Consider the following 23,793-nt stretch of genomic DNA (forward strand, 5'->3'; position numbering starts at 1 on the left):
TTTCAAAAACCCTTTTATCAATAGGTGCAAATTTCTATATCGGAGCTTGGGAATATTGGTGTGAATGCCTTAAAGACCCTGGTTATGGTATAATATTTTGAAGGGGTAGTCTTTATTTGCAGAAGGGATTTATGAATTGTAAACATCTGAGAAAAATGGGGGAATATGCATAATAAATATGACATTACACTGAAGGATATATTGAAAGATATACCTAAGGTATTCCTAAGACTCATAACCGGATATGAGACTGGCAGGTTTGTTGATGTCCAGTTTCCAGATATTCAGTTAAGAGAGCCAGACCTGGTGTTTGAAGTAGAGGACGGAAAATTACTCCATTTCGAGATTCAATCACGAAATGAGAACGTTATGATGGCGCGGATGTATCTGTATTCTGGATTTATCTATAATCAGAATAAGAAATTACCTGTACAGATAGTGCTTTATGTTGGAAATGAACCTATGAACATGCAAAACCATATGGAAGGTGAAGGGGTCAATTACTCATATAAATTGATTGATATAAGGGAAATAGATTGCAGCCAGCTTCTTGAAAGCGATTGCCCTGAGGATATAGTGTTGGCGATATTGTGCAAGACCGGGGACGTAGATGCCACGATAAGAAAAATCCTTGATAAACTGTCCATATTGCCGCCAAAAGAGCGGGAGAGTTATATCAGAAAATTGCTCTATCTTTCTGATTTACGCAAATTATATCCTAAAGTCAAAATGGAGGTGTCGAAAATGCCTATAACGATTGATGTAAAAGATAGCGATATTTTTAAAGAGGGTAAAATAGAGGGTAAAGAAGAGGGTTTCCTTGAAGGTGAGCGGAAAGGCTTACTTGAAGGCATAGAAGGAATGCTTGAACTCAAATATGGTTCAGCCGGTCTTGAATTGATGAATATGGTTATGGCCATAGTTTCTTTAGGTAAATTGGAGGAGTTGAAGAATCTTATCAAGAAGGCCGGGTCAGTGGACGAGCTGAAGGTTTTTTTTGGGAATATCATATAAAACGCGACACAGAAGAGAGGATGCGGCTAATTAAGTGATTGTCTGTTGAGTTTGTACACGAAGTGGCCCTTTACGGTAAAGGAATCCTTTCCCCATTCGTCTGGCAGTGGCCAAAACGGTGCCGCGTCTTTTATAGAGCTGACGGCCGCGTCGTCAAGTGACCTTTGCCCTGAGGTGCGCATCACGTCTATCGCATTTAGAGTACCGTTTTTATTGATTGTAAAACTTATGTTTAAATCGCCCTGGATTCCCCTTCTGGCCGCCCCTGCCGGATATACCCACGCGCTTTCTATCGCCTCCTTGAGCCGTCTCATATAGGCCGCGTACTTGATGTCCGATGTATCGAATGAAATCGAATTGCCGCTGCCTTCCGCAGAAGAGTTGGGTGAACTCCTGTCCCTTGCTATGGAGGCCACTGCCTGTTTCCCTATAATATCTCTATCGAAAAAACTCCCAATGCCAGACGGTACCGCCGGTTTTGGCGGTTGGGGCGGGGCCTCGGCACGTGGCTCGTTATGAGGTAAAGTCGGCAGCTCCTCTATGCCCACGGTCTCCTTAGGCCTGGATGGGGTGTAGATTTTCGGCTGGTGATGGGGTGTCGGTCTTGCCTGAGGTACTGTCCTGACCTGGGGGTGGGACGGTGCCTGATGAGGCGCTTGTGGAGGCGCTTGTGGAGGTGGCTGAGTGGGCGCTTGCGGCTTTGGAGGCGCTGCAACAGGCGGAGTCGCCTTCACGTCTGGTGTGACTATCCTTGCCATCATCGGCCTTTCACCAACGAGCGGTTCCTTGTGATCCTTTACCAAATATAAAAACAACCCAAACACCAGCGCGTGAAGCAGTATTGATATTGTTATATAACGGTCAGGCATCAGCGTATGCCGCCATATTTTTTAATCAGGGCAGCAAAACCCCCGATAAGGTTTATCTTTATGTCGTCTTGCGTCCACAGGCGCATTGATGCCTCACGTATATGTGGATGGCCGTAGAGAGACACAAGTTTTTCCATCCTGTCATCATTCCTTAGAAAATATCTCTGAAGCGCCCGCATCACGAGATAGCGTTTTCTATATGTCTCCTGCCAGAGTTTCTTATAGAGGCCGGGTTTGTTTTTCAGGACGGCGGCTACGGCAAACTCCGCAGACCTCATCGCGTAATATATGCCCTCATACGTAAAGGGCAAGACCATCCCGGCCGCGTCACCAACAAAATACACACCGTTTTTATAGTACAAAGACCCATCCCACACCGGTATAAAATATCCCCTGCGATGCCCGTTAGTAAAACCTTTGGCCCTTAGCAGGCCGTCTAAGAATGGGCCAACCTCGTCCGCGTGTTCTGACCCTGTGCCTATGGATATGCCGTCTCTGTGGGGAAATATCCATGAGTAAAATCCCGGAGGAGTTACAGAGCTGAAACGAAACTCGCAGCGGCGATGTAAATCATCTGCATGGACGTTGCCGCTGTGATGAATCTCATGTGCCGTGTATATGCGCCTTGGAAATTTTCCGAACATCCTCTTTACCACCATTGAGTTCACACCGTCTGCCGCGATGATGTGCCGCGCCCTTATTCGGGTCTCTCCAGCGGCGGTCTTTATCCTGAGAACTGCTGATTTATCGCCATGCTGTAAATCAATAAACGTCCCCTCTATAAGCCCAGCGCCCTCTGCCGCCGCCGCGCCTCTGAGTGCCTCGTCAAACTCCGCCCTATGGACGATTGCAAGGTACGCGGAGTTCATAGATATGTCGTGCGTGTTTCCCTTTGGGGATACGATTCGTATTGATTCCACTTTCTTTTTAATGAGTGACAGGGGTATGTCAAATGCCTTGAATGCCTTCTCAAGCAGGCCGCCGCCGCACGGTTTTTCGTTTTTCATGTCCCGCTCTATCAGGACGGTCTCTCTGTTAGCCCTGCTTAAAAGTCTTGCGGCGGTTGCCCCGGCCGGGCCTCCACCTATTACGGCTATATCAACATCCAAGTTGTTTCATCCTCTCATATATCATCCTCAGACCCAGGAGCAGTAAGTCAGGCTCCACCACATCTACCCGCTCTAAGCAGATCTCAATCAGGGCCAGGCCTCCGCCTGTTGCGGCGATGTTGATATTATACCCAATTTCCCGTTGTATTTCATATATTATACGCGATACCGCCCCTGCTGTGCCGTAAACTATGCCTGAGATTATGGCGCTGCGCGTGTCTTTTCCCAATGCGCCCTCAGGGGCTTCTAATTCGACAAGTGGAAGCGCCGCCGTGTGTTCATTAAAGGCAAGCGCCATTGTCCTGAGTCCGGGGATGATTGCGCCGCCAATGAACTGGCCGCCTTGCCCCACGACGCTTATCGTTGTGGCCGTGCCAAAGTCTATCACCGCCGCCGGGCCGCCGAAATGGTGATACGCCCATGTGGCCGCCGTTATCCTGTCCGCCCCGACATGCTGAGGGTAGGGCACTGAAAAACTCAATCCCGAGTTCGTACTGTGCGATACGATGTGGGGCTGCCCGGCAAAGTATGGACTTATAATCGAACAAATCTTTCCTGTCATATCAGGCACCACAGATGACACCATGACAGCCTCTATACTTGTGGAACTGGATTCCCGCTTTCGCGGGAATGACAAATCAGGATTGGATTGTCTTTTTTCTGTTATTTCAGGATTGGATTGTTTTTTTTCTGTCATTCCAAGAGTGAATTGTCTTTTTTCTGTCATTCCCGCGAAAGCGGGAATCCAGATATTAGGGTCTGAATCAATATGTAATTTAATAAATTCGCCAATCTTTTCGCCAAACGAGGCGCAGTCAGCCAGCGAAATTGAAACTTTTCTCAGTGAGTTGCCCTTAAACAGGCCAAGTTTTATGTTTGTATTTCCTATGTCAATGGCAAGGAGCATTTGTAACCTCGCCGCTTGTGACTGTTGCTATTATCCCGGCCTCAAGCTCCACGACAAGCGAACCGTCTTCGTTTAACGCCCGTGCTGTGCCGCCGGGTTGCACGACCTTGCCGTCTGCGCCAGAAACATAGACATACGAGTTAATCGTCTTACTCAGGGCAGTCCATTCGCTTATCAAATGTGTGGATGACAAGGCGCGGCACTGGTCAAATTCCCTCAGGATTGAGGCGATAAGTTGCCCCCTGTCGTACATGGCACCTGATTCGATAAACAGGCTTGTTGCCTTGTCCCTCAGCTCCGCAGGGAATTCAGCGGTGTTTACGTTGACGCCGATACCGACTACCAGTCTTCGCACCATGCCCCCCGATATGAGGGTCTCGGAGAGGATGCCGCCGACTTTTTTTGCGCCAATATAAATATCATTAGGCCACTTAGGCCAGACATCAAGGGTGGTGGCTGCCCCAAGTGCCCTTGATACCGCGAGCGAGGTGGCCGTGTTCATCAGTGAAAGCGCCGGTATCTCCTCGTCGGGTTTCAGGACGATGCTCATTGAGATATTCACGCCGGGCGGGGAGTGCCAGTGGCGTAGGCCCCTGCCCCGGCCTTTGTCCTGGGCGTTGGCTATGATTACCGTCCCATGGGGGTAGTCCCCGGCCTTTGCGGTGTCGTTTGTCGAGTTAATTGTGTCATAATAAAGAAAACGGTATGGGGCGTAAGCCGGTTTTTCAGGTTGATATAATTGAGAGAAATTCCTCAATGCCCTTAAATCCTCCGGCACGGTTTTGTTGAAAATATCACATTCGAAAAGTAGGGAAGTCTCTTTCAAGTGGGCAGCGGTGTCTTTTTCTCTGGCCATTTGCAGACACTGTATATGCCGCATTTATCGCAGAGGGGTTTTTTTGCGGAGCAAATCTCACGTCCAAACAGGACGAGGCCGAAGGATACGCCTATCCACTTATCCCTGTCAAAGATGGCGCAGAGGGCAGCTTCGATTTTTTCCGGGTCTTTAGAGTTCACAAGGCCAAGCCGGTTGGAGATTCTCAGGACATGCGTATCTACCGCGATGGCCGGTACGCCGAATGCTGCTGCGAGGACAACGCTTGCCGTCTTGCGCCCCACGCCGGGCAGTGTAACCAGCTCCTCCATCGTTGCTGGCACCACGCCGTTAAAATCACTAAGAATAGCCTTCGCCGCGCCGATTATCATCTTTGTCTTGTTCTTGTAAAATCCCGTGGATTTAATCTCCTCCTCAAAGGCCGCCGGTTCAGCGGCTGCATAGTCTTCAACAGACTTATAGCGCTCAAAAAGTGTCTTAACGACGATGTTGACCCGCTTGTCGGTACACTGGGCGGAGAGAATAGTTGCGACAAGCAGCTCAAAGGGATTGCTGAACTGGAGCGCCGTCTTGGGCTGTGGGTATCTCTGCCGCAGATATGCCGCTACGGCGTCTATCTCATCTTTATTGAGCTTACAAGTCATGGTGTTCATCAGTGGCACGGTAATATAACCGTTTCTATTTTAGGGCCTGAAGCACTCAGGCGTTTTATCTCATCGGCAAATCTCTCAGCGTCCTTTTTCGTGCCAACAATATCGCCATAGTGCATCGGGACGGCGAACTGTGGGGCGATGTCCAAAGCCGCTCGTGCGGCCTCATCTGCCGTCATAACATACGTGCCGCTTACGGGCAGGAGGGCTGCGTAGATGTCCCTGATTGACCTCATCTCAACAATATAGTCTGTGTCCCCGGCGAGGTAATATCTTTTACCATCAAGCGTAAAAATATATCCCACCCAGCGGTTTGATTTGGGATGAAAACTCTTGTTCGTGTTGTATGCGGGGACGGCCTCGATTTCTACACCGGCGGCGGTAAGAAAATCCCCCGGCGCGGCGATTTTAATATTTCCTCTTAACTTCGCGGCGCAGTCTTTGGTGGCAACGATTACGGTCTTATCGCCGATGACCTTTGCAACGTCATCCGGGCTGCAGTGGTCAAAGTGGCTATGGGTAATCAGGATGATGTCAGCGGTGTCTGCTCTTTTTATCTTATACGGGTCAGTATAGACGACACACCCGCCGGTAATCCTGAAGGTATCATGGCCAAACCATGTGATATTATCAAGCATACGCTATCCTCCTTTGTGCATGACATTATACCACAATCCTGATAGAAAAGCGGCTCTTTGAAATTTCCGGCAGCCTATATCACACGGCAATGGGCTGATGCCTGTTCGTGTCATGACATGTATCAGCCACAGAAGTGCCGCGTTGATAACACAATGCTGGTAATAATATTATATGTAGTAAATTATTATGTTGATTTATTATTCCTTTTGTGTTATCATAGTATATGAGCTGCTATATTAATAGCAGAATTCCCGCTGTACAATACAACCACTTTAATGAGGAGGATGTTTATGTCAGAAGCTTGTTACATTAAAGACCCTAAGACGGGGCTGTTTATGGGAAGAAAGCCGGGATGTTCGTATGCCGGTGAGGTGTCAGAGCAGTTGCTGCAAAAAGTAGAAAAGGATAAAGGTGCAATTGAGCAGAGGGTTGACGCTGCGGCAGCCTCAGGAACGTTGACGCCTAAGAGTAGTGAGCTGAAAGATAAGGCCGAGCAATTGGCGCGTGATGTAAACAGCGGGAAAATAAGTTATAAGGAAGCGCTTTATGAACTTTCCAAAGGCAGTGCGGAGCCTGGCCGTTACGCAAAGGCCATATATCTTTTAGAAAGGGACCCTTTCTATTGGAAGAGCATAGCCGTTAAGTCCGGCTCAGAAGAGGTTGATACGCTGATGGCTGGTTATGCCGGTGCACAAGTACCCGGTGCCACAGACTTCGCGCTGAATCTGTCTGACGCTAAATCGGGTGTGCAAAAGCCGGGTGATGAGGAGCCTCGGATACCATCAGGTGCAACTAAGGAACAGATTGAAGCCCACAACAAGGAATTGGCAAGAATAGCAGGGGAAAGAGAAATACCCGAATGGCATAGTACCCTTGTCAAAAGGGGTGTTTATGACGAGAAAAGATATACAAACTGCCACGGCAATGAATGCGACACACAGACCTCTGTTTATGATAGCAAATTCGATAAAAGAAAAACTTCGAGCGGCACTATACATGATGATCTTGGATATACTGCCGCAATGCCGCCATTTTATGCTGGGAAACTTGATCGAAATAAACCTTTATACGTGGAGGTTACCAATAAGGCAAATGGGAAAACAGTCATAGTCAAAGTCGAGGACAAAGGCCCGTTTCCGATCAGGGATAAAGAGTTTCCGAACGCGCCGAAAGATATCGGTAATCATCACGAAGACCCGACAAGAGGCATAGACCTCTCGCCTGCGGCATATGCCAAGATTGCGAAAAATCCAGGCGATGGCGTCTTCAATGTGACGGTTAAGTTTCTAAGTCCAGAAGAGGGAGAGCGTCGGTATAAAGAACAAGAAAAGTGGGCTGCAGAGCATAGACCGGAAATTGAGAAATCAGTGCAAGAGGCACGGGATGCACTTAAGAAAAAATCTAAATGATCTAATAAAAAGAGAGGAGCATAGTTATGCTCCTCTCTTTTTTTATATGAAAAAAGAAGCTTGACAAATACATGCACGTATGTTTAGAGTTAATATGTTAGGGTACTTTGCGTTATCATGGGAGTTAAGCGCGTGTCATTATATTCGAGATTAGTGGTTTTGTTAGTTGTCTCATCTGTGGTGTTATCACCGGTGGCAGGGTTTGAGGAAGAACTTAAGAGTAAGTTTTATACTATGTCATTGAAAGAATCATATCTGAAGAAAAAATGTAAGGTCAGGGCATTCTTTTTAGACTCAGACCGTGAATTTTATAGCGTACCCAAAATACCCAAAGGCTGGCATTATACCTTTAATGGTGAGCGCTCAGTCGGATTAATTGCCGCGGCTTATACAGACAAGGAAGCCGTTAATATTGAGTATTTTAAAGATTTTCTCATCTTTGTTATATCAGAAGGTCGTCCAGAAAAAGAAATATATTTTGAAATGACGCTGATTTATTACAAACCAGACGGCTCACCTGAAATAATAGTTCTTCAGACCGATGACTTTATTATAAAGGAAATTCACAAAGACCTGAAGGAGTATTAAAGGATATCGTGCGTAACCTTGAATCGGCAACAATGACTAGCAAACTGATTAATAGGTTATTAAACTGCATGACACTGAGTATCAGTGATAGTCTTGCTATTTTGATGATGGTTTCGGCGGTTATGATGTTTGCTATTACCGATGTTGCTCATGCGGCTAAATGTGAGGACACGTATTATTATGCCTCATTTTTTTATAGAAATGATTATAAAACACAAAGAGTTAGGGCATTTGATATGACTGTTTTTGATGCTTATATATATGACTTTCCCAAATTACCATCTTCATGGGTGTATGTTATTGATAGCAATTCAGATAGGCGGATTACGCATGTGACCGCAACGGCGAAGTCAGATAAACATACCATCAGAGTTAAAGATCTTAATAAATTTGTCATCCTTAGACAACCTGAAGATTTATCCGGCGAGAAAATATCTATAATATTTAACGTAATATATATGAAGAAAGAGGGTGGCATCGGCACAGAGACTGGTATGTTAGACAACCTGAATTACCCTGATCTTGATGTAGAAAAGATAAACAAATGCTTACCAAAAAAGCCGCTAAAACATTAATCATACTGACAATAGTATTGTTCGCCTTTTCATTTGCTGAAGGCGGCGATGACCTCTTCTGCGTGTCGTTGAAGGAACTTCCCAAAAGCAACAAAATATTTCACCGTGTCGTCGGTTTAGATTTTCATTCAAGTAATGCCGAAATATATAGTGTATTACATAATCCACCTGGATTTATCTTTGAGGTTGATAAATACATCAATGGCAGAGGAAGTTATCGCGGTTTTAAGTGGAATGGCCCCGGAGGTTTCTATCTAGAATTTTTCTATGATGATTTCGTGGTAATAAAGACTCGTCCTGGCGTTAACTTAGACAAAGTAAAGGTAAAGTTTAGTTTTACAGTAGAACTGTACTCAAGTGATGATAAAGGCGATGAAATATATGATGGCGAGAAAACATTTCATATTAAAAGTAAAGATATTAATATCCGCAAGTGCGAAGGAATGGCGTACTAAGACAGTTGCCTTGGGCTTATAACGATGATACATATTTAAAGCCAATGCGGCAATTAAACACTCGTCGCTGTGTCTAATTGCTGGATTTTAGTTCGAACGAGGTTGTTGGATATTTTAAACGAACGCGGGAGTTAAACGCATGGCATTATATTTGAGATTGACGGTTATCTTGCTTTTCTCGTCGATGGTGTTACCACCAACGGCTGGATTTGCGGCAAAATGTAAGAATAAACTTTATATAATCTCATTGAAAGACTCATACCTTAAGAATAAATATAAGGTTAGGTCATTCTTTTTATATCCAAGCAACTATATCTATGGCGTACCCAAAATGCCCAAAGGCTGGCTCTACGATTTTCCTGATGAACACGGAACTGAAACATTATTAATTGGAACGGCTGACACAGATAAAGAAGCTGTTGATATTGGGTATTTTAAAGATTTTCTTACCATTGTTGTTAGGACAGACGCTGATCATAATAAGAAACCATATTTCAGTATGACGCTGTTTTGTAACAAACCCAATGGAACAGCTACAATATTAGATTTGCAGAACAAAGACTTTAAAATCAAACGAATCCACAAATGCCTTAAACGGTATTAACCCTAAGCTAAAATGATTGCTTGAGTGAACGATTACTGTATGACACTGAATATTAAAAATAAGCGATCTCTTTTACTGATAGCGGCGGTGGCACTGTTTATTGTTGTCAGTTTTACCGGTGTCGGCGTTACAGCCGGGTGTGAATATAGGTATTATTATGTTTCGTTAGATTATGGAAAGGATTACAACAATGAAAGAATCAGGATAATGGAGATGATAGTTTTCGATGCTTATATATACGATCTTCCCAATTTACCAGCGTCTTGGGTATATGATATTATTAATTATGACGATCCTGATGGGCTGGTTTCTTTTATGTCCGCCGCGGCAAAGTCAGATAACCATACTATCGAATATAAGGATTTGGAAGATTTTGTTATTCTTAGACAACCCAAAAATAAATCCGGAAAAGATGATATACACATAAAGTTGACTATATTAGAGATGATGGGAAAAGAAAGCACTATCATAAAACACTACGATACCGATGATAAAGATTTTACTGTACAAAAGATAGACAAATGCTTACCAGAAAAGCCAAAAAAACACTAATAATACTGATACTCGTATTGTTGCCCTTCTCTATCGCAGAAGGAGACAACCTGTACTGCGTTTCGTTAAAAAAAGATTTTAAGATCAGCAACAACATTTATTATGGTATAACAAGCTTTGATTTTGAAGTATCGAATGCCGAAGTACATAATATTCTTCACAAACCCCTCGGATGGGTACTTGAAGTGAGTAAAGACAAGAAAGGAAACGGAGGCATTGGTGGTTGCATTCTCCAGTTTGCCGGCAGCGTAAGGTTGAACTTTTTCTATGATGATTTCGTGATAATAAAGAAAAAATCAGGGGTTAAATTAAAAGATGTCAAGTTAACGTTAAAATTAGAAACAGATGAGAGCCTTAAAGATGGTACTGACAATGACACCTATAATGGCGATAAAACATATAATTTTACAAATAAGAACTTTAACATACATAGGTGCAAAAACAAGCTGTACTAAGGCAATGGCCGAGTACAATAAATATTATTCATATTTTAAATTAAAGCGGGAGTTGAACACATGTCATTGTGCCTGAGATTAGTGGTCATGTTAGTTGTCTCATCTGTGGTGTTATCACCGGTGGCAGGGTTTGAGGAAGAACTTCAGTATAAATTTTATATTGTATCATTGAAGGATTCATACGCTAAGAAAAAATATAAGGTTAGGGCATTTTTTTTAGATACCAGCTTCAATTCTGCTGTATACGGCATACCTAAAATGCCTGACGGTTGGCATTATCACCTTAATGATGAAAGAACATACGAATTTGTTGCCGCGGCATATACAGACAATGATGCCGTTGATATTAGCTTTTTTAAGGATTTTCTTAGTTTTATTTTAGATCCATACAGTGTAGAGGAAGGACTGTTTTTTAGTATGACGATGATTTGTCTCAAACAAGATGGAACAACTAAGATACTGCTTCTGGATGCCAAAGACTTTAAAATAAAGGAAATTCATAAACACCTTAAGTTGTATCACTGGTAGACGTATTAACTATATGAGCATCAATCAATAAAAATGTTTAACAGATTAGGGTAATAGGATATTGAACTGCATGACCATCACAAATAGACTGGCTATACTACTGACAGTGTCGGCGGTGACGCTGTTTGCCGTTAATGGTATCGCGACTGAATGTAAAGACACGTATTATTATGTATTCTATAATCATGGCCAGCATTATAAAACTGACAGAGTTAGGGCATTTGAGTTGACTATTCGCTATGCTTATATATACGACAAGCCGTTTCTACCCTCGTCATGGGTATATGATATTACTGATTATGATAACTCTTGGGGAGTCGCTTCTGTCATGACCGCCGCGGCAAAGTCTGATAAAGATATCATTAAATATAAAGATTTCAAGAAATTAGTTATTATCAGACAACCCAAAAATAAATCCGATGATAAGATACGTGTAAATATGAGAGCAATATATATGAAAAAAGAAGGCGGTATCGGCATTGGCTTTCCTGTATTAAACATTGATAATGAAGATTTTACTTTAAAAAAGATAAACAAATGCTTAACGCCGCAAAGACATTAATCATACTGGCAATCCTCTTGTTCGCCTTCTCTATTGCCAGGGGGGATGACGGCCTCTTCTGCGTGTCGTTGAATCAATTACCCAAAAGCGGCAAAATTATTAGCCGTGTAGTCGGCTTTGATTTTCACGTAAGCAATGCCAAAATACACAGTATCCTACATGCTTCATCTCCATTTGGATTTATCTTTGAAGTGGATAAATACAGGAATTACAGTGGCCATTATCGCGGCTATAAGTGGAATGCACCTGGTGGTTTGGATATAGATTTTTTCTATGATGATTTCGTGGTAATAAAGAAACGACCAGGCGTTAACTTAGACAAAGTAAAGATAAAGTTTAGTTTTACAGTCGAACTGTACTCAAGTGATGATAAAGGCGATGAAATATATGATGGCGAGAAAATATTTCATATTAAACGTAAAGGTATTAATATCCACAAGTGCGAAGATTTGACGTACTGAGGCAATACTTAGGTGCTATGCCCACCGGAAGCTGGATTTGAGCTTGCCCTGTTGTTGCTGTCCCGCGATTTGCTATAAATCCCCTCGAAATGCTAAAATCCCACGAAGCTGAGGATTTCTTAATAACCCGGAACAACTTATGAGGGAAAAACGATGATTATAGAGGATATCAAACTAGGGTTGACGTTTGACGATGTGCTGTTAGTGCCGAGGAAGGCAAGCGTGCTGCCGTCACAGGTCAATGTGGAGACCTACATAACACGGGATATAAAGATGAATATCCCGCTGATGAGCGCGGCAATGGACACAGTTACCGAGTCTCGCCTTGCCATTGCCATCGCCAGAGAGGGCGGCATAGGCATAATACACAAGGCCATGACCCCCGAAAATCAGGCATCAGAGATAAATAAGGTAAAAAAATCTGAAAGCGGCATGATTGTTGACCCGATAACCGTATCCCCAGACGCCCCTGTCGGTGACGCCCTTGTTCAAATGGAAAAATTCAGGATTTCAGGTGTGCCCGTCACCAGAGATGGAATATTAATCGGTATATTGACAAACAGGGATTTACGCTTTGAGACAGACCTGACAAAACCAGTAAGAGACGTGATGACCTCGAAAAATCTGGTCACCGCCGCCGAGGGTACGGATTTGGACAGCGCCAAGGAGCTTCTGCACAAACATAAGATAGAGAAACTCCCTATCGTTGACAAAGATTTCCGCCTCAAGGGGTTGATAACAATAAAGGACATCGAAAAGAAAAAGAAATACCCCTGTGCCTGCAAGGACAGTTTTGGCCGTTTGAGGGTAGGGGCGGCAGTTGGCGTGGGAGCAGACGCGATGATTCGCACAGAGCTGCTAATAGACAACGGTGTTGACATCATCGCCATTGACACGGCACACGGACATACGGCGTCTGTAATTGAGACGATTGGAAACCTGAAGAAGAGGTTTAATATTGCCATAATAGCCGGTAATGTTGCCACAAAGGACGCGGCGAGAGACCTTATTGACGCTGGGGCGGACGCCATAAAGGTAGGCGTTGGGCCTGGCTCAATATGCACGACAAGGATAGTGGCCGGCGTGGGCGTTCCCCAGATAACGGCCATTATGGACACATGCGAAGAGGCTGCCGCGCGCGGCATTCCTGTTATCGCTGATGGCGGGATAAAATATTCGGGCGACATAACCAAGGCCCTTGCCGCGGGGGCTAGCGCCGTGATGATTGGAAACCTGTTTGCCGGTGCGGAGGAATCCCCCGGTGAGACGATTCTCTATCAGGGCAGGACATATAAGGTTTACAGAGGGATGGGCTCCTTGAGCGCTATGGCCGATGCAAACGCCGCCAGAGATAGGTACATGCAGGAGGACGTCAAGTCCCTGAGTAAACTCGTCCCTGAGGGTGTAGAGGGCAGGGTTCCAGACAGGGGGCCGATAAACGAGATGATATATCAACTTGTCGGGGGGTTGCGTTCAGGGATGGGATACTGCGGGTCGGTCTCATTAAATGAGCTGAGGGAGACATGCCGGTTTATTCAAATCACTAACGCGGGCTTACGTGAAAGCCATGTCCACGATGTCATCATAACGAAGGAATCCCCAAACTACAGGGCGGAGTGATGGCAGAATACGATAAGATATTGGTTCTGGACTTCGGCTCACAATACACACAGCTCATTGCGCGGCGTATCAGGGAACGTAGAGTATATTCAGAGATTGTACCATATAACACCCCGATAAATAAAATAAAAGACTTCGGGGCAAAGGGCATTGTTTTTTCGGGCGGCCCGGCAAGCATATATGAAAAAGACGCCCCGATTGTGGATAAATTAATTTTTGAGTTAGGCGTCCCCATTCTTGGAATTTGCTACGGGATGCAGCTAATTGTCCACCTGCTTGGTGGCGAGGTGGAAAGGGCGCAGAGGCGCGAATATGGAAGGGCAGCCCTGAATATGGACAACGGCACAGGGCTTCTCGCGGGGTTGAGCGAGGGTTCAGTTGTGTGGATGAGCCACGGCGACAGCGTAAAGACATTGCCCGCTTGGTTTCAATCGATTGCCCACACCTCCAATTCTCCTCATGCTGTAATCGCCGATGAGGGCAGAAAAATCTACGCCCTGCAGTTTCATCCAGAGGTAGCGCATACCCAAGAGGGAAGCAAAATTCTTGATAATTTTGTCCACGGCATTTGTAAGTGTTCCTCTAAGTGGCAGATGTCGTCATTTATAGAGCACGCGGTAGAGGCGATAAGGCGGAAGGCCGACGGTGGAGATGTCGTCTGTGCGTTAAGCGGCGGGGTTGACTCATCTGTTGCCGCGATATTGATACACAAGGCCATAGGGCCGCGCCTTCACTGCATATTTGTGGACAACGGCCTCCTGAGAAAAGGCGAAAAGGCAAAGGTCATAGATACGTTTCAAAGGCATTTCAATCTGAATCTCATTGTAGTTGACGCAGAAACGAGGTTTTTAGATAAGCTCAGCGGTATTACCGACCCGGAGCAAAAAAGAAAAATAATCGGCGGGGAGTTCATTGCCGTATTCGAGGAAGAGGCAAAAAAGATAGGCGCTGTGGAATATCTTGCGCAGGGCACGCTCTACCCCGACGTAATCGAGAGCGTGTCATTTAAGGGCCCGTCGGCAACCATTAAATCCCATCACAATGTAGGTGGACTGCCTGATGTGATGAACTTAAGGCTTATTGAGCCGTTGAGGGAGCTGTTTAAAGATGAGGTAAGGGAGATAGGCAAGGAGCTTGGCCTTCCTGATGAGATATGTTACCGCCAGCCGTTTCCCGGCCCGGGGCTTGCCATTAGGTGTATAGGGGAGTTGAGTTCAGAGCGGCTGCGAATATTGAGGGATGCCGATGCGATTGTCATAGAGGAGATTAAAAATGCAGGGCTATATCGCGAGATATGGCAGTCGTTTGCTGTGTTGCTGCCACTTAGGACAGTGGGCGTAATGGGAGATGAGCGGACATATGACTACACCATCGCCATGAGGGCGGTAAACAGTGTTGACGGCATGACGGCAGACTGGGCGCGTGTGCCATATGAGACGCTCTCAATAATTTCCAACCGCATAATAAACGAAGTAAAAGGAGTAAACCGCGTAGTTTATGACATAACGAGCAAGCCCCCGGGCACAATCGAATGGGAATGAGTTGTGTCAGACATTAAATCCAACGAAAGGGAATTCTCAGGCCAGGTAATATCGTGGCTTAACGAGTTTTTGAAAGACGGTGAGTATCCATTTGAAGTTGCCTCATCAGAGGCTTCCCTAAAAGTTGCGGAAAACGAGACGAGATTCCCTGACGTTCAGCTCTGGCTTAACAGGAAGGCCAGTCAGGGGTTTTGCGGTTGGGAATTAAAAACTCCAACCACACCTGTTGACAATGAAGAACTGCTTAAGAATGCTGCCGGGAAGGCAAGGGCAATGGGTGCCGGTTATTTTGTGACGTGTAATATGAGAGACGCCGTTATTTGGAGGACGCCGATATCGGAAAAGGTATCAAAAGAACATAGATATAAGACCTATCCTACAATCGTTCAAATATCCACGCCTGACGACTTATGGGTTGTCCCCAAACAACAACTTCTGAAATCAAGGATAAAAGATATTTTAAACGACCTCTCTACCATTCACCGTGAAGGACATCTTTATCTTATAGACGTAGATTCCACATTCTTTGTGCATGAGCTGTCAGAGGCTGTGAAGGCCATCCGGCCGCACGTTATCGAATCTTTGAGAGCGGAAGTTGGGAAAAACTCCGCATTTAATAAGGCGCTGCTAGCGTGGACGGCAAAACAGGGCATTGCGGTCAACGAGGCGGGACAGGCCTTCTATGAATCTGTGTCAGGACAAATTGTTTACAGGCTCCTGGGAAAGATACTCTTTTATTTGACGTTACGCCGCTTCCGCTCTGACATCCCGAAACTTGTCATAACAGGGACAAATCCCTTAGATGTTGATAAGGAGTTGAAAAAATATTTTGAGATTGCCAGACAGATTGACTATCAGGCAGTGTTTGAGGAAGAGTTTTCCGATAAGGTGCCTTTCCCGCAAAACGGGATCGAACCGCTGATTAATCTTATTGGAGCACTGAACAAATACAACTTTTCACAAATGCCTCAGGATGTTGTGGGAAACGTCTTTGAAAAACTGATCCCGCCAGAAGAAAGGCACACCCTTGGGCAGTATTACACCAACGAAGATCTCGTAGATCTTATAACAGCCTTTTGCGTCAGAATACGCTCAGACAAGGTATTAGACCCCACATGCGGCACTGGTACATTTCTTATCAGGGCATACGACAGGCTTAGAGACCTGGAAGAGAGAGACCATAAGAAACTACTCTCTATGATATGGGGAGTAGACATTGCCCATTTCCCTGCCGAACTTGCAACCATTAACTTATACAGACAAAACATAGAGAATTACGAGAATTTCCCGCGAATCACATCAATGGATTTCTTTGAGGTTAAAACCGGTGCGACGTTCAAGTTCCCTCCTCCAAAGAAGCCGCACGGTGCTGATTTTACTATGGATGAAAAGATTCCTCAGTTTGACGCTATAGTAGGCAATTTCCCATATATAAGGCAAGAACTGATAGAAAAAAGATTCGGGGGATATAAGGAATTGCTTGAAAGCGCCCTCTTTTGTGATTGGAGTAACGACTACCCTGAGTTATTTATAGGAAAAAAGTTAAAACTCTCAAGCAAGGCAGACATTTATGCGTATCTGTTTTTTCACGCGGCAAGACATCTTAAAGAAGGTGGAAGGATGGGGATAGTTACGTCCAATTCGTGGTTAGATGTTGCATATGGTTATGAACTTCAGAAATTCTTTCTCAAGAAATTCAAGATAATCGCCATGATAGAATCCAGATGTGAGCCGTGGTTTGAAGACGCTTCAGTAAACACCGTTGTAACAATCCTTGAACGCTGTGAAGACAACGCAATCAGAAACGATAACAACGTTAATTTTGTAAAAATCAGTAAGCGGCTCAAAGAACTTGTCCCGTGGGATATGAATTTTCCTATGGACAGGTGGCATGGTATCAACATGCTGGTAAACACGATAGAGACGTCCGGTTCAGACAATTACAAGCATCACGCCGCTAAAATAGTTAAACATTTGGATGGCAGCGCTACGTATGAAGACAATAATTTCAGGATTAAGGCCATAAAGCAAGGTCAACTGCTTACAGATGTAGAAGAAGCCGGTAAGACGGTTAAGTGGGGGAAATATTTAAGGGCACCTGCGATTTATTTTGAAATCATGAATAACTGTAAAGATAAACTCGTACCTTTAAGTGAACTGGCGGATATAAAAAGGGGATATACAACAGGAATAAATGAGTTTTTTTACATTGATGAGGATAGAATAAAACACTGGGGAATCGAGGATGAGTTTTTAGCTCCGATTATCAAATCACCAAAAGAGGCATTAAAGATAATCTTAAAATCGGAAGATGTTCGATATAAAGTTTTCATTTGCGGTAAAACCAAAAAAGAACTTAAGAAAAATAAACAATATGGGGCACTAAAATATATCCAATGGGGTGAGACACGAGTGTCTGCCGATGGCATACCATGGAATAAAGTAGCCACAGTCTCCGGTCGAAAACTCTGGTATGACTTAGGAGAGAGAGTACATGGCAGAATATTGCTTCAAAGGATTACAAATGATAGATTTTTTGCCCCATTAAATATAGAAAATATTAAAGTTGACAGTAATTTATACGAGTTTTTTCCAATAAAAGATGATTATTTCTATGGCCTTTTTTTATATCTGAATTCAACTCTGCTTGCCTTATTCAGGGAATTGATAAGCAGGGTGAATCTGGGCGATGGTGCAACTAAGACCGAAGGCATTGATTGGAAAGATATTTTAATACCAAAAGAGGAAATTCTCTTTTCCCTGTCGAAGCAGAACAAAAGTTTTGAAACTCTTCAGAATCGGGAAATAAAACCCATCTTTGAAGAGGTAAAAATGAAAGACAGGCAATCCCTTGACAGCGCGGTGCTTTTGGCGCTTGGGCTTGATTCGAAGAAGTATCTGAAACCGTTGTATGACGGGGTTACCGCCTTGGTGAGAGAGAGACTTGAGCTGCCTAAATTAAGAAAAAACAACAAGCAGGCAAAGACTTATAGAGACGTTGAAAAATTAAAAGAAACCGTCGTCAATGAAATACTACCGCAGGGGGCAAAACGATTTCCTGAAGCATTTGTTGATTCAAAGTATCGCAAGGACGTGAAGGAAATCTCCCTGCCAAATGAGCCTCTACAACTCGGTTCTTATTTTATGGGACAACAAGATGTTATCTCCGAAGACGGTTCGTTTAAATATACCGCGTCGTCCGTTGATGAGGCAAAATATATTATTTATTCCCAAAGGCAGGATAGTTTTATTGTAAAGATTCCACGGGAGATTACCGTAATTACAAATGCAGTTTTAGAATACGAGAGGTATGTAAAAGACCTGAAGGGAAAGTTATTTGAACAATTATTCACAAGGACGCACAACTACAACCAGGCAGAGCAATTAGCGCGGCAGGTGTTTGAAGAGATGGGATTGCCGGAGGCGTAGCGGCAGAGTAGGGCAGGGTTAAAGCCATAGCGAAACTTAACCGCCGAGGCCGGACATGATAAACGGGGCACCCGATTTCTCCTCATTCCCGTCAGAGATGTTGTGTCTTTCAGGTTTTAAATCTACCGCCTGAAGGATTAATTTCTGGATCTCTTCCATGGAGGCTTTCGTTCGCAGCGCTTCAAAAAGCCCTACCTCGATATTCGAATACAGGCAGGGGCGTAACCTGCCGTCTGCCGTGAGGCGAAGTCTGTTGCACTGGGGGCAAAACCGGCAGGTTATCGCGCTTATTATCCCTATGACGCCTGTGCCATGCGGCTCAAGTCCAGAGCGGCTGGTTACACTAAAATAACGAGCCGGGCCGTATTTTCTTAACTTCAGGGGAACAAGCTCAAATTTCATTTCGATTCGCCGCTTTATCTCGTCCGACCCTATAAAACCGCTGCTGAATAAGTGCTCGTTTACTACCGTCGGCATCAGCTCTATGAATCTTATCTGACAGCCCGTCTTTATCCCGAAACTCACAAACGCCTCTATCTCGTCGTCATTTATCCCCGCCATCGGCACCATGTTTAATTTGATTGGCAATAGTCCCGCCGCCTCCGCCGCACTTATCCCCGCCATTACATTATTAAAGTCTCCGCCTTTTGTTATCTCCGCATAGCGGTGTGGCATTAACGAGTCAAGGCTTATGTTTACCCTGTCAAGACCGGCCTCGCCCAATTGCGCGGCCATCGCCGCAAGGAGCTGCCCGTTTGTAGTTAGGGTCAATTCCTCAATACCATCTATTGCCTTAATCCCGCGTATCAACTCGTTGAGGGCATTTCTTACCAACGGCTCTCCCCCTGTTAATCTTACTTTCTTTATGCCAAGGGCAGAGGCCGCCTCCACAAATCTCAAAATTTCCTCGTATGTCAGGATAGAATCAATTGCGATTTTCCCGTCCTGATGGCAGCCGCTTTTTATTGTATCCGGCATACAATAGACGCACCTAAGGTTACACCTGTCTGTGACAGATATGCGTATGTAGTCTATGGAGCGTCCGAAGTTATCTGTTAATTGCATAAAATTAGTGGCCATGCCCGTGCGGTGTTGCCGCCTTCGGCCACGGGGATTTATCCATGACCTCCACGACGCGTATCAGATAGCCAAACGGGTAGTCGGGCTGGAAGATGTGAAACTTGTCAAACTCAAACAGTTTCCTTGACGCCAGAAGAAATCGGTAGTAGGGGTTGTCTTTATTGAGGATTTCTATAAGGCCATTGACCTGGAAACTGATATAGGACACACCACTGCCGGTATGCTGCATCCCCACGTAGAGCAGGCTTGCCTTGTTGTTTTCGTTCAGATTGGCAAGCGTCTTGCCGCCGAAGATTTCAAGGCCGCCTAAAACAGAAGGATCGAAATTCCCAATATCGCCGTAGAGCTTATTTATGGCCGCGATTCTTTCGGTGATGTCATGTTTCGTGCTTGATGACGCGGCAATATCTTCAAACATCTCAGAGTAGGAATCAAGCAGTTCCAGGCGAGGAATTAATCCTATCCCTTTTACGGTCATATTAATTGGATACAAATCGCCGCCAGCTTCGCTTCCGCGGGAAGGCCATGTCGCCATGACCGGCAAATGGGCGGAGAAATATCGCAGCGGTCTGCCTTCTCTCATCTCGCTAATAAAATTTATCCTTGACGTTACCAGCCAGCTTAGATACCGCTCAGGAAGTACATTGACTGACTTGTTGTCTTCCATATTCATATGGGACATGTACGCAATACCCCCCGTCATGCTTAATTTGTCATCTGGTTGGTATTATGAAATATTGCGGCGATAAACGTCCAGTGCTTTGTTACGCCAAAAAGGGCACGTGTGTTCTCATCGGAAGTCTTTGATTTTTAGAGTCATCACAAGTTGATAAAACGCCGCGAATCAATAGTTTATGGATAGAGTAAATCTGCTGTTGTTGTTTTGGATAAGAGGCAGGTGTATTGTGACGGAGGTCCCCTTGCCTTTTGTACTTTGTAAATAAACTGTGCCGCCGTGGCGTTTTATTATCCCATCTACCACAGACAACCCCAAGCCCTTCCCTGAACCCACCTCTTTTGTCGTAAAAAAAGGGTCAAAAGCGCGTTTCATCGTGACACCGGACATTCCTACTCCGTCGTCCTCTATCTTTATTTGTATCATTTTGTTGCTTCCAGTATCATTAATCAGCGAAGTAGCTATCCGTATTGTGCCGCGATTATTAACTGCTGCAACGGCGTTGTCCAGTATATGATAAAAGCACTGGTTTATAGCCATCGGCTCACAAAGACACTTTGGCAGCTCAGCGTATTCTTTAACGATTCTCACCTTGCAGTCTTCACCTGTGCGCATCAACAATGCCTCGTCAATACACTTGTTAATATCAGCCTCATCTGTGCCTGTCTTGTTGAGACGCGAAAATGTCCTCAATCCATTGACGACTTCCATGATTCTTTCTATCCCCTTATCAGACGTAATAATCCTGGTATGAATATTGGAAATCTTGTCGTGTACTTTAAATTCATTCAACGTATCTATTTGTTCATTTGATAAGGACTCCGACGTGAGCAGTAGCTGTGAATGTCTTATATAATGTTCAACTATCCCGAGATTTTTCTTAATGGAGCTTCCAGCCGTTTTTATAAAAGATAATGGATTGTTTATCTCGTGCGCCACACCCGCCGCTAAGGTAGTCAGAGACTCCGCTCTGTCCAACTCTATGAGCTGCTGTTCTTTTTTGCGCAAGATTACCCCTGCAATTATATGGGCGACTTTTTCCAAAAATAGTTCATCTGGTTTTGTCCATTCACAGGCTGGTGATGTGTATATATTGATTACCCCTAATAATTCGTCACCTGATAAAATGGGCACACAATAATGCCCGTGCGCAGCCATATCTTTAAATTTAATCGTGTGCGTGTCATCCATACAGTTATGTGAATACACTATTTGTTTAGTTCCTGCCGCTTTGCCGCACAGGCATGTGCCATAGGGAAGCCTTGAACACGCTGATAACTGCTCCTCGTTAAAGCCGCGATATGTCGCGATACGAAGAGTTTTTTCATTGTTATCAGCAATGAAAATACATCCTTTTAGATGTAATATGCACGTAAAATGATCCAAAATAAAATCTAAATTCCTTGACAAATGAGATTCAAGTGAATCTGATAACAACGATGATTGTAAGATAGAGTTTATAGTTTCCTGTTCTTTTAAATGCTTATCCGCAAGCTGCTGATCTTCATTGCGCAAGATTACCCCTGCGGTTATATGGGCGATTCTTTCTAAAAAAAGTTCATCAGATTTTGTCCATTTGTAAGATAAGGTTGTGTAGAGATTGATTACCCCTAATAATCTGTCCTCTGACAAAATAGGCACACAAAAATGCCCGTGCGCACCCATATCTGTTAATTTGATAATGTGCGATTCTTCCTTGCAATCAGACGAAAACACTGTTTTTTTAGTTTCTGCCGCCTTGCCGCACAGGCATGAGCCATAGGGAAGCCTTGAACACGCTGATAACTGCTCCGCGCTGAAGTTGTGATGTGCCCCGATATAAAGGGTCTTTTCCTTTTCGTTAGCAACGAAAATACATGCCCTTAGATGAAATGAACTCGCAAAATGCTCCAAAATAAATTTTAATTTCCTTGATAAATGTTTATCGAGTGAATCTGACAGTAACGATGATTGAAGAATAGAGTTTATTGTTTCCTGTTCTTTTAAGTGATAATCAATGGCCGCCTTTTGTTCCAGTAAATCAGTATAGTTCTTCTGTAATACTTGCCTTGATTTACTCCTATGAATTAGATTTGCCGCAATTAAGTAAAATATAAACATAGATAATAATACGAAGGCTACATTTCTAATAATCACATTTCTGACATCGGAAAGCCCAACCAATATACGTATATTCCAGTCGCTGTTCTTACGGTTTGTCCCTACCATTAAATATTGCACATCTATGTAATCGGTTCCTGTTTTTGGCTGCTGTTGGCGGAGTGTAATTAATCTTATGCCATCTTTTACCGATTCTTTTATAATTGGCAATGGCAATAGTGTTTTACCTTTATATTGCATTGTGTCATTAATCTTTTGTAAAACACCTGCAGATAATGGGTGAATGTAATGATACATATATCTCTCTTCATTGGAGCGGAAGATAATCTCGTGTTGGTCAACAATAAGATATGTTTCACTTATATCAGTATTTTCGGGTGTAAATATATCTATATCGTACTTAACAACGGCAACACCGATTATCTCACCGCCATCCTTTACCGGATATGACCTGTAATAAGCTAATTTATCTGTGACGATGCTAATGGCTATATCCTCATCGGGAATCCCTTTAATTGCATTTTGAAAATAGCCTCTGAATACCAAACTCTTACTGCGGCCATCATCTTTCGTAAAGTTGCTTGTTGCGATTTGGATACCTTTCTCATCTATGAGATAAGTTGCGGCAGCCCTCATAGATTTCCTGAATTGAAGTAACCGTTCGTTTATGGCATTTTCTCCATCAGGATGTCTCAAGTATTTAATAACCTCTCGATCTTCTGATACTAAATGAGAGAATTCAGCATATTTATTCACCTTTTCCATAATATAGTTATCATAAATACTCAAATGCTCTAACGCCTCTTTGTGGATATTCTTTATTGCCCTGTCTTTTGTCCAAACGACGGTAATTATCAATAATATTATGGTAATTATCGAAATACAAGCTATCAAATGAGGCGTCCTAAAATAACGAACTATATGATTTATGGGGCTATCAAGATTTACCATATCGCTTTTTTCGGGTTTCAAAGCGAAGCTCGGCCGTTAGGTGCGAAGTTAACACATTCCGTCCTTAAAGACGATTTGGGGCAGCAATGCCGCTTCGCTCTTTTCTGCGACATAAGGCGACATAAGGCAACATAAGGCAACATAAGGCAACATAAGGCAACATAAGGCAACATAAGGCAACATA

Annotated in this window: 23 protein-coding genes; 14 read left to right on the plus strand and 9 right to left on the minus strand. The window is 44.0% G+C overall.

Features of this window, described 5'->3' with window-relative positions; genetic code table 11:
* Window positions 1-165 precede the first annotated feature (165 nt).
* Complete coding sequence (locus tag AB7D94_RS05235; RefSeq protein ID WP_420264678.1) at window positions 166-1,014, plus strand: RpnC/YadD family protein; 849 nt, start codon at window positions 166-168, stop codon at window positions 1,012-1,014.
* Window positions 1,015-1,040: 26 nt separating this feature from the next.
* Here the strand turns inward: AB7D94_RS05235 and AB7D94_RS05240 are convergent, their stop codons facing one another.
* From AB7D94_RS05240 to AB7D94_RS05265, 6 genes are read right to left on the minus strand one after another with little or no spacing between them, the layout of a single operon-like run.
* Window positions 1,041-1,883 (minus strand): energy transducer TonB, encoded by an 843-nt coding sequence (locus AB7D94_RS05240; protein WP_420264679.1) that lies wholly within the window; start codon window positions 1,881-1,883, stop codon window positions 1,041-1,043.
* Window positions 1,883-2,992 (minus strand): NAD(P)/FAD-dependent oxidoreductase, encoded by a 1,110-nt coding sequence (locus AB7D94_RS05245; RefSeq protein WP_420264680.1) that lies wholly within the window; start codon window positions 2,990-2,992, stop codon window positions 1,883-1,885. The genes AB7D94_RS05240 and AB7D94_RS05245 overlap by 1 nt, the downstream gene beginning before the upstream one ends.
* Complete coding sequence (locus tag AB7D94_RS05250) at window positions 2,982-3,899, minus strand: type III pantothenate kinase (RefSeq protein ID WP_420264681.1); 918 nt, start codon at window positions 3,897-3,899, stop codon at window positions 2,982-2,984. The genes AB7D94_RS05245 and AB7D94_RS05250 overlap by 11 nt, the downstream gene beginning before the upstream one ends.
* Window positions 3,883-4,755: a biotin--[acetyl-CoA-carboxylase] ligase gene (locus tag AB7D94_RS05255; RefSeq protein WP_420264682.1), complete on the minus strand. Its 873-nt coding sequence runs from the start codon at window positions 4,753-4,755 to the stop codon at window positions 3,883-3,885. Before AB7D94_RS05255 ends, AB7D94_RS05250 begins: the two co-directional genes overlap by 17 nt.
* The gene (gene nth / locus AB7D94_RS05260) at window positions 4,722-5,378 is read right to left on the minus strand and encodes an endonuclease III (protein WP_420264683.1); all 657 of its coding nucleotides are present in this window, start codon (window positions 5,376-5,378) and stop codon (window positions 4,722-4,724) included. The genes AB7D94_RS05255 and nth overlap by 34 nt, the downstream gene beginning before the upstream one ends.
* An 8-nt stretch (window positions 5,379-5,386) precedes the next feature.
* The gene (locus AB7D94_RS05265) at window positions 5,387-6,022 is read right to left on the minus strand and encodes an MBL fold metallo-hydrolase (protein WP_420264684.1); all 636 of its coding nucleotides are present in this window, start codon (window positions 6,020-6,022) and stop codon (window positions 5,387-5,389) included.
* Window positions 6,023-6,313: 291 nt separating this feature from the next.
* On the opposite strand from AB7D94_RS05265, the gene AB7D94_RS05270 reads away from it, so the two are divergent.
* The 13 genes from AB7D94_RS05270 to AB7D94_RS05330 all read left to right on the plus strand — a co-directional run bounded on the left by AB7D94_RS05270 (window position 6,314) and on the right by AB7D94_RS05330 (window position 18,802).
* On the plus strand, window positions 6,314-7,432 hold the full coding sequence (locus AB7D94_RS05270) for a septal ring lytic transglycosylase RlpA family protein (protein WP_420264685.1): 1,119 nt from the start codon (window positions 6,314-6,316) through the stop codon (window positions 7,430-7,432).
* Window positions 7,433-7,564: 132 nt separating this feature from the next.
* Window positions 7,565-8,020, plus strand: coding sequence for a hypothetical protein (locus AB7D94_RS05275; protein WP_420264686.1), 456 nt, complete (start codon window positions 7,565-7,567; stop codon window positions 8,018-8,020).
* Window positions 8,021-8,028: 8 nt separating this feature from the next.
* Window positions 8,029-8,595 (plus strand): hypothetical protein, encoded by a 567-nt coding sequence (locus AB7D94_RS05280; protein ID WP_420264687.1) that lies wholly within the window; start codon window positions 8,029-8,031, stop codon window positions 8,593-8,595.
* The gene (locus AB7D94_RS05285; protein ID WP_420264688.1) at window positions 8,565-9,050 is read left to right on the plus strand and encodes a hypothetical protein; all 486 of its coding nucleotides are present in this window, start codon (window positions 8,565-8,567) and stop codon (window positions 9,048-9,050) included. The genes AB7D94_RS05280 and AB7D94_RS05285 overlap by 31 nt, the downstream gene beginning before the upstream one ends.
* A 139-nt stretch (window positions 9,051-9,189) precedes the next feature.
* Window positions 9,190-9,654, plus strand: coding sequence for a hypothetical protein (locus tag AB7D94_RS05290; RefSeq protein ID WP_420264689.1), 465 nt, complete (start codon window positions 9,190-9,192; stop codon window positions 9,652-9,654).
* Between the two features lie 24 nt (window positions 9,655-9,678).
* Entirely contained in the window at window positions 9,679-10,206 is a 528-nt protein-coding gene (locus AB7D94_RS05295; protein ID WP_420264690.1) for a hypothetical protein, read from the plus strand.
* Entirely contained in the window at window positions 10,176-10,661 is a 486-nt protein-coding gene (locus AB7D94_RS05300; protein WP_420264691.1) for a hypothetical protein, read from the plus strand. The genes AB7D94_RS05295 and AB7D94_RS05300 overlap by 31 nt, the downstream gene beginning before the upstream one ends.
* Window positions 10,662-10,781: 120 nt before the next feature.
* Complete coding sequence (locus AB7D94_RS05305) at window positions 10,782-11,189, plus strand: hypothetical protein (protein WP_420264692.1); 408 nt, start codon at window positions 10,782-10,784, stop codon at window positions 11,187-11,189.
* A 70-nt stretch (window positions 11,190-11,259) separates the two neighbouring features.
* Entirely contained in the window at window positions 11,260-11,751 is a 492-nt protein-coding gene (locus AB7D94_RS05310; RefSeq protein ID WP_420264693.1) for a hypothetical protein, read from the plus strand.
* Window positions 11,727-12,212, plus strand: coding sequence for a hypothetical protein (locus AB7D94_RS05315; protein WP_420264694.1), 486 nt, complete (start codon window positions 11,727-11,729; stop codon window positions 12,210-12,212). The genes AB7D94_RS05310 and AB7D94_RS05315 overlap by 25 nt, the downstream gene beginning before the upstream one ends.
* 153 nt (window positions 12,213-12,365) lie before the next feature.
* Window positions 12,366-13,832, plus strand: coding sequence for an IMP dehydrogenase (gene guaB / locus AB7D94_RS05320; RefSeq protein ID WP_420264695.1), 1,467 nt, complete (start codon window positions 12,366-12,368; stop codon window positions 13,830-13,832).
* Window positions 13,832-15,373, plus strand: a complete 1,542-nt coding sequence (gene guaA, locus AB7D94_RS05325) for a glutamine-hydrolyzing GMP synthase (protein WP_420264696.1) — start codon at window positions 13,832-13,834, stop codon at window positions 15,371-15,373. Before guaB ends, guaA begins: the two co-directional genes overlap by 1 nt.
* A gap of 3 nt (window positions 15,374-15,376) precedes the next feature.
* Entirely contained in the window at window positions 15,377-18,802 is a 3,426-nt protein-coding gene (locus AB7D94_RS05330; protein ID WP_420264697.1) for an HsdM family class I SAM-dependent methyltransferase, read from the plus strand.
* A gap of 36 nt (window positions 18,803-18,838) precedes the next feature.
* On the opposite strand, the gene moaA is transcribed toward AB7D94_RS05330, so the two are convergent.
* The 3 genes from moaA to AB7D94_RS05345 form a co-directional block, all read right to left on the minus strand.
* Window positions 18,839-19,867 carry a GTP 3',8-cyclase MoaA gene (gene moaA, locus AB7D94_RS05335; protein WP_420264698.1) on the minus strand — a complete coding sequence of 343 codons (1,029 nt, stop codon included), beginning with the start codon at window positions 19,865-19,867 and terminating at the stop codon, window positions 18,839-18,841.
* Between the two features lie 4 nt (window positions 19,868-19,871).
* Window positions 19,872-20,564: a hypothetical protein gene (locus AB7D94_RS05340; protein WP_420264699.1), complete on the minus strand. Its 693-nt coding sequence runs from the start codon at window positions 20,562-20,564 to the stop codon at window positions 19,872-19,874.
* 162 nt (window positions 20,565-20,726) lie between these two features.
* Window positions 20,727-23,630 carry a GAF domain-containing protein gene (locus AB7D94_RS05345; RefSeq protein ID WP_420264700.1) on the minus strand — a complete coding sequence of 968 codons (2,904 nt, stop codon included), beginning with the start codon at window positions 23,628-23,630 and terminating at the stop codon, window positions 20,727-20,729.
* Window positions 23,631-23,793 lie beyond the last annotated feature (163 nt).

The organism is Candidatus Magnetominusculus dajiuhuensis (assembly GCF_046044395.1).
GTDB lineage: Bacteria > Nitrospirota > Thermodesulfovibrionia > Thermodesulfovibrionales > Magnetobacteriaceae > Magnetominusculus > Magnetominusculus dajiuhuensis.